General features: G+C 41.2%; 10 protein-coding genes. All 10 read left to right on the top strand.

Annotated elements, in window-relative coordinates:
• Positions 1 to 231 precede the first annotated feature (231 nt).
• The 10 genes from EI164_RS12440 to nrdB all read left to right on the top strand — a co-directional run bounded on the left by EI164_RS12440 (position 232) and on the right by nrdB (position 8,981).
• On the top strand, positions 232 to 552 hold the full coding sequence (locus EI164_RS12440; RefSeq protein ID WP_192520269.1) for a YbeD family protein: 321 nt from the start codon (positions 232 to 234) through the stop codon (positions 550 to 552).
• 518 nt (positions 553 to 1,070) lie between these two features.
• The gene (gene nrdA, locus EI164_RS12435; protein ID WP_192520268.1) at positions 1,071 to 3,347 is read left to right on the top strand and encodes a class 1a ribonucleoside-diphosphate reductase subunit alpha; all 2,277 of its coding nucleotides are present in this window, start codon (positions 1,071 to 1,073) and stop codon (positions 3,345 to 3,347) included.
• A gap of 526 nt (positions 3,348 to 3,873) precedes the next feature.
• The gene (locus tag EI164_RS12430) at positions 3,874 to 4,101 is read left to right on the top strand and encodes a hypothetical protein (protein WP_192520267.1); all 228 of its coding nucleotides are present in this window, start codon (positions 3,874 to 3,876) and stop codon (positions 4,099 to 4,101) included.
• Positions 4,102 to 4,188: 87 nt separating this feature from the next.
• Positions 4,189 to 5,076 carry a hypothetical protein gene (locus EI164_RS12425; protein ID WP_192520266.1) on the top strand — a complete coding sequence of 296 codons (888 nt, stop codon included), beginning with the start codon at positions 4,189 to 4,191 and terminating at the stop codon, positions 5,074 to 5,076.
• A 345-nt stretch (positions 5,077 to 5,421) separates the two neighbouring features.
• Positions 5,422 to 5,673: a type II toxin-antitoxin system Phd/YefM family antitoxin gene (locus EI164_RS12420; protein ID WP_192520265.1), complete on the top strand. Its 252-nt coding sequence runs from the start codon at positions 5,422 to 5,424 to the stop codon at positions 5,671 to 5,673.
• Entirely contained in the window at positions 5,663 to 5,950 is a 288-nt protein-coding gene (locus EI164_RS12415) for a type II toxin-antitoxin system RelE family toxin (protein WP_192520264.1), read from the top strand. The genes EI164_RS12420 and EI164_RS12415 overlap by 11 nt, the downstream gene beginning before the upstream one ends.
• A gap of 86 nt (positions 5,951 to 6,036) precedes the next feature.
• A complete protein-coding gene (locus tag EI164_RS12410; RefSeq protein WP_192520263.1) occupies positions 6,037 to 6,474 on the top strand; it encodes an ABZJ_00895 family protein in 438 nt (145 codons plus the stop codon).
• A gap of 32 nt (positions 6,475 to 6,506) precedes the next feature.
• Positions 6,507 to 7,340 carry a hypothetical protein gene (locus EI164_RS12405; RefSeq protein ID WP_192520262.1) on the top strand — a complete coding sequence of 278 codons (834 nt, stop codon included), beginning with the start codon at positions 6,507 to 6,509 and terminating at the stop codon, positions 7,338 to 7,340.
• A gap of 49 nt (positions 7,341 to 7,389) precedes the next feature.
• Positions 7,390 to 7,758, top strand: a complete 369-nt coding sequence (locus EI164_RS12400) for a hypothetical protein (RefSeq protein ID WP_192520261.1) — start codon at positions 7,390 to 7,392, stop codon at positions 7,756 to 7,758.
• A gap of 89 nt (positions 7,759 to 7,847) precedes the next feature.
• A complete protein-coding gene (gene nrdB / locus EI164_RS12395; RefSeq protein WP_192520260.1) occupies positions 7,848 to 8,981 on the top strand; it encodes a class Ia ribonucleoside-diphosphate reductase subunit beta in 1,134 nt (377 codons plus the stop codon).
• The last annotated feature ends 2 nt before the right edge of the window (positions 8,982 to 8,983 follow it).

The raw sequence follows: 8,983 nt of genomic DNA, 5'->3' as shown, positions 1-8,983 counted from the left end.
AGTGCCATTCACTTAGTTTCTTGTGTCGTTTGGCTTAATTGATGACACGCCCTAGCTAACTGTAAAAAAATATAGGCTACTCTAACTCCAAGTCATAGCAGTATCTTATGACTGCACTTGAATAATAAGATCAGCACCACTATAAATAGCCAATAAGTCTCTTAGGAGCTAACATTTTAATAAAAGCGAGGCACATACATCATGAGTGATGATCCCAAAAAAGCAGTGAAGATGACAGACTTAACACCCAATGAAGGTGTCATAAAAGGCAAAAAAACGGATATTCAAAACCCTGAGCTTTGGGAGTTTCCAATGAACTACCCATTAAGCATCATTGGTCATGAAGGCGAGCATGAGAGCCTGCTGAACGAAGTCAAACTTATCTTAGGTAGTCAGTTCCCTGATTTCGATTTGGCGTCTATCGAAGTCAAGCCATCAAGAACGGGGCGTTTTCACTCAGCCCGCGTCAATCTATACCTAACTGCTGCTGAGCAAGTTAATGCACTTTATGCCGCACTGGATAATGCCAAAACGGTCCGCATGGTTTTATAGATTGCTTAGAAAACGATAGCTCCTTTTTCGTCCGAATCGTCACTCATCAGTAGTAATATATGGGTGGCGATTTTTTATGGTTTGATGTACAATCTTCGCCCTTATTATTCAGCTTTTTACAGCTATAAATCGCTATTTCTTAGCTACGATATAAAAATAAAAGTGCAACCTATTTTTTACAAAATATTTTATTTTTTAACCAATCTTGGCTAGCCCTTATCCTACCTTTAGTTGCTGATAAAACAGCAGCATCTTCTCCAGATACAACATATAATTTCGATAAAATCAATATAGTATTTTCAAAAAATTCCCGCTATATTGTGTCTACCAATTAATAAACACGCTACATCTAGTGCTCAGTGATTTTAGTCATCACTACGGGTATCGGCAGTTTTTTGCCTTAAAAAAGAGTAGCTAACGCCATTATTCAACGCAGTTTTAGCAGTAGTTTGATAAAAAACGTTGAGCGGGCTTTACCGTTTGACGAATAATATAAGCAACCAAAAATAGAGGCCAGCATGACACATATCGACAAAATCAAAGTGACCAAACGTGACGGACGATTAGAACTTATTGATTTGGATAAAATTCATAAGGTAATCGAGTGGGCAGCTCACGATTTGGACAATGTGTCGGTCTCACAAGTTGAGCTAAAGTCGCACATCCAGTTTTATGAAGGCATCAAGACTCGTGACATTCACGAAACCATCATTAAGTCTGCTGCTGACCTGATTTCTGAAACCACGCCTGATTATCAATATCTAGCCGCGCGCTTAGCCATCTTCCATTTGCGTAAGATTGCTTATAACAAATTCACGCCTCCGCATCTGTATGATCATGTCAAAACTCTGACGGATGCTGGCAAGTATGACGAGCATATCCTAGCTGACTATAGCCGTGCTGAGTTTGATGAGTTAGAAGAATATCTCGATCATTGGCGTGATATGAACCTTGCGTATGCCGCTGTCGAGCAAATGGCTGGTAAGTACCTCGTCCAAGACCGTGTCAACAAGACCGTGTTTGAAAGCCCGCAGTTCTTATATATGCTGGTCGGTATGTGCTTGTTTAGCCAGTATGACAAGTCGGATCGACTTGATTTCGTAAAACGCTTTTACGATGCAACCTCACAATTCAAAATCTCACTGCCAACGCCTATCATGGCAGGCGTGCGTACCCCATCGCGTCAGTTCAGCTCGTGCGTACTCATCGAATGTGGTGACAGCCTAGACTCTATCAACGCGACCACCAGCGCCATCGTACGCTATGTGTCACAGCGCGCTGGTATCGGCATCAACGCGGGTCGTATCCGTGCCCTTGGTAGCCCTATCCGTGGCGGCGAAGCACAGCATACTGGTTGTATCCCATTCTATAAACTATTCCAAACTGCGGTTAAATGCTGCTCACAAGGTGGCGTACGTGGTGGTGCTGCGACCCTATTCTACCCGCTATGGCATTTAGAAGTTGAGTCGTTACTGGTACTCAAAAACAACCGCGGTGTCGAAGACAACCGTGTGCGTCACATGGACTACGGCGTGCAGTTAAATAAAACCATGTACACGCGCCTAATCAAAGGGCAAGACATCTCGCTGTTCTCACCAGGTGACACACCAGGCTTGTATGATGCGTTCTTTGAAGATCAAGACAAATTCGAAGCGCTATATACTAAGTACGAAAACGATCCTAACGTCCGTAGCCGCCAGATCCCAGCTGCTGACTTGTTCAGCCTGATGATGCAAGAGCGCGCCAGCACGGGTCGTATCTATATCCAAAACGTCGACCATTGCAACACCCATAGCCCATTTGACGCGGCCGTTGCCCCGATTCGCCAGTCAAACCTATGCATGGAAATCGCCCTACCGACTAAGCCACTGGATAACATCAATGACGAAGCAGGCGAAATCGCCCTTTGTACGTTATCAGCGGTCAACTTGGGTAAAGTCGAAAACGTCAGCGACATCGAAGAGCCAGCTGAGCTAATCGTCCGTGCGCTTGATGCCCTGCTCGATTATCAAGACTATCCAGTAAAAGCGGCTCAAAACGGCAGCATGCGTCGTCGTACGCTCGGTGTGGGCGTGATTAACTATGCTTACTACTTAGCTAAGAATGGCGCACGCTACTCTGATGACAGCGCGCTTGGTCTGACCCATCAAACGTTTGAAGCATTGCAATTCTATCTCTTAAAAGCCTCAAACAAATTGGCAAAAGAGCAAGGCGCGTGCCCTGCGTTCAATGAGACGACTTACTCACAAGGTATCTTGCCGATTGATACGTACAAAGCCGACTTGGATAAAATCTGCCAAGAGCCGCTACATCTAGATTGGGAAACGCTACGTGGCGAGATCACCGAGCACGGTCTACGCAACTCTACCCTAACCGCCTTGATGCCGTCTGAGACCTCAAGTCAGATCGCCAACGCGACCAACGGTATCGAGCCACCACGTGGTCTGGTCTCTATCAAAGCCTCAAAAGATGGCATCTTAAAGCAAGTCGTGCCTGAGATTGATAAGCTAAAAGATCAGTACGAGCTACTATGGCAAATGCCAAACAATGACGGTTACCTAAAGCTGGTCGCTATCATGCAGAAATTCGTCGATCAAAGTATCTCTGCTAATACTAACTACGACCCTGTTCGTTATGCTGGTGGCCGTGTACCGATGAAGATATTGCTAAAAGACTTGCTAAACGCTTATAAGATGGGTGTGAAGACGTTGTACTACCATAACACTCGTGATGGTGCGAATGATGCCCAAGCGGATATGGAAGATGATTGTGCTGGCGGTGCATGTAAGATTTAGGGTTTTTTAGGTATCACGTTCTCTGTTGAAATACAGAGAACGTGATAATTACGTTTATGTCGACAAAGGAGGTGAAACCACGGTAACAAAAGTAAATTTTTCTCGAATTAATCAAACAAAGAGGTCAATAGCTCATGGCTAAGAATACGGGACGTAATACTCGCAGAGGTTCAGTGATAGGTCGAACTCAAATTAAGCATCCTAGTAACTCTGAACACTCAATTAAGAGAGATGCTAATACAGGTCAATTTATGAGTGGTATGAAAGGTGTGTATAAGGGGGTAGCACAAGAAATAGACGATAGAAGAAAATAAAAATGGCATTGATGATAAATCACCAATGCCATCGGAGATACTGAATACGCCAATATTCAATATCAGGGAGTTAAGACTATCGACTTCCACAAGTGGTAAGAAAATAGAGTAGTACTCCACATACAGGCTGCTATTCTAATTTAAAACTTACCCCTTGTCCAAATAAACCGTGAATTGATAGTCGCAAATGTTTCAGCTCAGGAGAAGTGAGCATGGAGAAATATCGTGATATCGATGGTAACTCTGGTATAGGCGCATATGAGGTCGGTAACGATTTTATAATTGTGCGTTTTAAGAAAGGTGGTATGTATCTGTATAACTATTCAATAACTGGTTCTAATCATGTTAACAAAATGATAGAGCTAGCTAGAATAGGAAATGGACTTAACGGATACATAAACTTAAACATTGAACACGCTAGTGCTAGAAAAATAGCATAGGTTATTAGTCTAACCTCAATGGTTTAGTGTTAGGGTGCTTCGACACCTTAGCACTATTAAGTATAAGTTGCTAAGAGGGATAAGAATTTGAATATTTCAGTTAGTAAAAAGCATTTTTTGAGAATTAATACTTGGGATGATATTTATAAAATGAGTGGATATACTGACTCATTAGATCCTAAGAAGGAAAAATTAAAGCAAGTTATTAATAAATATGAACTTCCAAATAAGGGTAGATGCGGTTTATCAAATTGTCGCACACCTCATAATATTGGATGTATTGTTGAAACTGAATCTGGTAGGTTGACTAATTTAGGAAATGACTGTGGCAAGAAGTATTTTGGAGAAAACTTTACGTCCTTGAGCAACAAACTTAGCAAAGAGATTGATTACTCAAACAAAATTGAGAATATAAAGTTAGCTAAATTGAGTATTGCTGAAAATTATATAAAGTTAAATGAAATAGAAACTGACTGGAAGAAGATTGAGAGCATTTATAGAGCTATAAAGTCTGAAGGTCTTGATAGACTATACGACAAGTTAGAACAAATGAAACATAGTAAGAGCTCCATTATTGCAATACAGCGTAGAGCTACAAAACCTGAGATTGAGCTTGAAGAGGTTAGAACAGGAAAAGACGTTCAAAATCCTTTCTACATTTCTGATAACTTAGGTGATTTGAAAGGTCTAAACTATCTTACTAATAGAATCAAAATTAAAGCCATGATTCTAAACAACAAAACAACTCTTGATCGTTTAAATGATTTTGATGAGGACAAGACAACTCTCAAAGAACTTAGCAAAGTGATCAAAGAGAATGAAAAATTAAACGATAGTGTTCGTGAAGCTCATAGTATTATTGCGGATGGCTTTAAGTTATTTAGTGCAGATAATATGAGACAATTTGCGCCTTTGATAAGTAGTAAAAGGCATAGAAAGCTAAAAAGGTTTTTAAATTGTTGTTTTGAAAGCTAATCAAGCGTAGGTTGGGTGGAGCTTGCGACACCCAACGATTTTAATTGAATAATACGTTGGGTCTCGTGCCTCGACACCAACCTACTTTAAAGCATAGAAAGTTGTTAAGAAAAAAGAAAGACGCCCTAGCAAGGATTTTTAGCCGCGACTATAGCGATATCCTGCTGACGACGATGGCTCTCAGAAAATCGTAGGTTTTCTCTTGCGTCAGGGCAAAGCAGATACAAGCGGTAGGCGGGATTGGCTACCCCAAATATTTAAATTGAACACAGTAACAAATAAGACCGGATTTTCATGCTAAAATTAGCCCTATATTTAGAGCTTAATTTTAACGGAGAATACGTTATGCAACCAATATTTGCGACACAAACAGCCAGTATCTCAGAGCTAAAAAACAATCCTTCTGCATTGATTAAACAGTCGGATGGTGAATCAGTTGCTATTTTAAACCACAACAAACCCGTGGCTTACTTAGTGTCATCAGACGTGTTTGAGCGCATGATGGAAGCGATGGACGATATGGCACTCAGCCAAACCGTGAGCGCACGGTCAAATGATGGGCAAACACCTATAAAGGTCGATTTAGATGACTTATAGTCTTGAGTTTCACCCATTAGCGTTAAAAGAGTGGAAAAAGATAGCGCCAAGTATTCAGCAACAGTTTAAGAAAAAATTACAGCAGCGACTATCAAACCCTCATGTGCCTGCGTCAAAACTCTCTGGACACACGAATACTTATAAAATCAAATTACGCACCATAGGTTATCGTCTGGTATATACCGTCAAAGATGACGTGGTAGTAGTTTATGTATTAGCAGTTGGCAAAAGAGAAAACAACAAAGTATATGACAGTCTGGCGACGCGCCAACCATAGAGCGAATATCGTTTATTTTATGGGTTACGTTGAATGCACCCTATGTCTTAAGCAAACCAACACTAAAATTTATAAAAGAATATATTATGCCTAGAATGAAACCTTCTTTAGAACAATATTCACTGATGCTTTGCGCCCTATTCTGGACAACCATCACTGTGTTATATGTATTTGGTATATCAGGAGGGCTGGTAGGCATCATTTCTATCGGTATATCGATATTGATCTCTCACCTATTTTATAAGCAGCAAAAACGATTGATGACAGCGCATGAACAGCTTGTATTTGCTCGAAAAAGCATATTTAACATTATTACTTTTTCTTGGATACCGTTAGTCCTCATTTACTTCTTTTATCTGGATGAAGACAAACAAGAGTTATTCATATCCCTATTTCACCCAAAAGTGTTACCCACCGCTTTTGTCAGTATAGGCATCGTTTCACTGATTGCCTTTTTAGGAATTTGGGTAACGACTAAAGGTTATGCTTATTTGTTAAAACGAGACATAGAGAAAAAAGCGTAGCAAATCAATATCAAAAACACTAAGGATGGTTTATGAAAAACCTTAAAATCTCATTACTACTATCAGCGCTAGTGTTAGCGACTAGCAGTTATGCTGAAACGACAAATAATGAAGAAGTAGCAGTTAATACACGTGACCAATGTGGCTACTACTATAGAGAAACATTGAGCCATCCTGTCATTAAACGTGACGCTGCCGTGACCGTAAATAAGGAAGCTGCCCAATACATCCAGCTCAAGCGTCAGTTCGCTGAAGAATACCTTATGAATGCTGATATTGGTAGCTTCAGCCCGACGGGTGCTAACTACGATTTTGAAGACAGTGACCAAATACTAGGCGCTCTATCAATGGGTGACATTTTATCGCAAAGCGAGGCTGTAAAAGAATTGATAAGCCTATTTGGCTATTACTACTTAGGCGAATACGTGCCAAAAGATGACTATCAAGCCATCACTTACTTAGAAAAGCTGGTTGAATATTATAAAACTACCCGTCCAGAGTATGTGGACGAGCTGATACTAGGTGTGGCTATGTCCTTAGATGGCGGCATCAGCAAGGCCAATCCGCTTTGGACAAATGACGATCCGACTCAGGTTTTTAATTTACTCATAAAAGCAGGGTCAATCGAAACAGAAGCGATGATGATCGATGAGGACTTTGACAGCTCAGATGCTGATTGTGTCAAAAACATGCTACCTAAACTTGAAGCCTTGGCTGATCAAGGCAGTCGTTTGGCCATTCATAGGCTAGAAAAGTATTATAAAAAGTTGAGCGCTAAAGGCACTGAAGCAGATAATGAGAATATGATGTATTGGCAACAAAAAGCTGAAGAAAATCCGCTGATAGGCATCAAATGGAGTATTTAATTTAGGGCGTATCATTGAAATACACAAACAATAAAACGACGGAGGTCATGTGCAATATACCGCAATCATCAAAGACGGTGGCTTGTTTATCCCGAATGTATTTTCAGAGCTAGACGATGGTGGCTCGCATATCGTACAAGTCGAGGTTGATATTGCAGCGGTGCGTCAGCAGTTAGATATCAGTGAAGCACCAACAGCAGCCGTCGCCAAAAAAGGCACAACAAAAACAGCCAAAAAACCCGCGTCGAGAGCCAAAAAAAGTATAAAAAATTTAGCAGAAGACGCTGATGCAGACACCCTACGCAAGAGTGCGCTAGATGAATTAGAAGCACTCGATGATAGTGAGCTGAGTGAGATATTCAAAGCGTATATGAATGATGGACAGACACCAGAACAAATATCGCTAGAGAACTTATAACTAGAGTGTATAACACTCTACTATCCATCCCTATAACCTAATATTTTTACATACAGATTTATCACCGTATCCATTATAAAGGCAGTCTTATGACCTACTCAATTTTTTCTCAAACGCCAAACAATGCCCTAAAAGAACCGATGTTTTTTGGTCAGCCAGTCAACGTGGCACGCTATGATCAACAAAAGCACCCTATCTTTGAACAGTTAATCGAAAAACAGCTGTCGTTTTTTTGGCGTCCAGAAGAAGTTGATGTATCAAAAGACCGTATCGATTTTAGTAATCTGTCCTCACATGAACAGCACATATTTTTGAGCAACCTCAAATACCAAACCCTACTCGACTCTATTCAAGGTCGTAGTCCAAACGTGGTGCTATTGCCGCTGGTGTCTATCCCTGAACTAGAAACATGGATTGAGACATGGTCGTTTTCTGAGACCATTCACTCTCGCAGCTATACCCATATCATTCGTAACATCGTCAACGATCCCAACATTGTCTTTGATGACATCATGCAAAATGAGCACATTTTAGAGCGTGCCTCTGATATTGCCCAATACTATGATGAGCTATATCGCAACTCGCAGCTCTATAGCTTGTACGGTGCTGGCACGCACAACATCAATGGCGAGCAAATCACCGTCGATCTAAAATCACTGAAAAAGCAGATGTATCTGTGTATCGTTGCCGTCAACGTCCTAGAAGCCATCCGCTTTTACGTATCATTTGCCTGCTCATTCGCCTTTGCTGAACGTAAATTGATGGAAGGTAACGCCAAGATTATCAAGCTCATCGCTCGTGACGAAGCCCTGCATCTAACTGGTACGCAGCACATGCTTAATCTCATGCGTAATGGTCGTGACGATCCTGAGATGGTCGAGATTGCCGCAGAGTGTTATGAAGAAAGTATTGAAATATTCCGTAAGGCTGCTGAGCAAGAAAAAGAATGGGCAGGTTATCTATTCCAAGATGGCTCAATGATTGGTCTAAACAAAGACATTCTGTGCCAATATATCGAATATATTACCAATTTGCGCATGGAAGCCGTTGGCTTGCCAGCCGCGTTCCCGAACTCCAAATCAAACCCAATTCCATGGATCAATACTTGGCTATCATCTGACAACGTACAGGTCGCGCCGCAAGAGACAGAAATCAGCTCATACTTAGTCGGTCAGATTGACTCCGACTTGTCAGACAGCGATTTTGATGACTTTGAGCTATAAGC

The organism is Psychrobacter sp. FME13, from assembly GCF_014861395.1.
Taxonomy (GTDB): domain Bacteria; phylum Pseudomonadota; class Gammaproteobacteria; order Pseudomonadales; family Moraxellaceae; genus Psychrobacter.
The sequence above is the reverse complement of the archived record's forward strand: the minus strand, read 5'-3'. Positions and strand labels throughout refer to the sequence as shown.

What these genes read in the sequence shown, in the direction of transcription:
- EI164_RS12440 (WP_192520269.1), top strand. Translation starts at nt 232, where the DNA reads ATGACAGACTTAACACCCAATGAAGGTGTCATAAAAGGCAAAAAAACG.
- nrdA (WP_192520268.1), top strand. Translation starts at nt 1,071, where the DNA reads ATGACACATATCGACAAAATCAAAGTGACCAAACGTGACGGACGATTA.
- EI164_RS12430 (WP_192520267.1), top strand. Translation starts at nt 3,874, where the DNA reads ATGGAGAAATATCGTGATATCGATGGTAACTCTGGTATAGGCGCATAT.
- EI164_RS12420 (WP_192520265.1), top strand. Translation starts at nt 5,422, where the DNA reads ATGCAACCAATATTTGCGACACAAACAGCCAGTATCTCAGAGCTAAAA.
- EI164_RS12415 (WP_192520264.1), top strand. Translation starts at nt 5,663, where the DNA reads ATGACTTATAGTCTTGAGTTTCACCCATTAGCGTTAAAAGAGTGGAAA.
- EI164_RS12410 (WP_192520263.1), top strand. Translation starts at nt 6,037, where the DNA reads ATGCCTAGAATGAAACCTTCTTTAGAACAATATTCACTGATGCTTTGC.
- EI164_RS12405 (WP_192520262.1), top strand. Translation starts at nt 6,507, where the DNA reads ATGAAAAACCTTAAAATCTCATTACTACTATCAGCGCTAGTGTTAGCG.
- nrdB (WP_192520260.1), top strand. Translation starts at nt 7,848, where the DNA reads ATGACCTACTCAATTTTTTCTCAAACGCCAAACAATGCCCTAAAAGAA.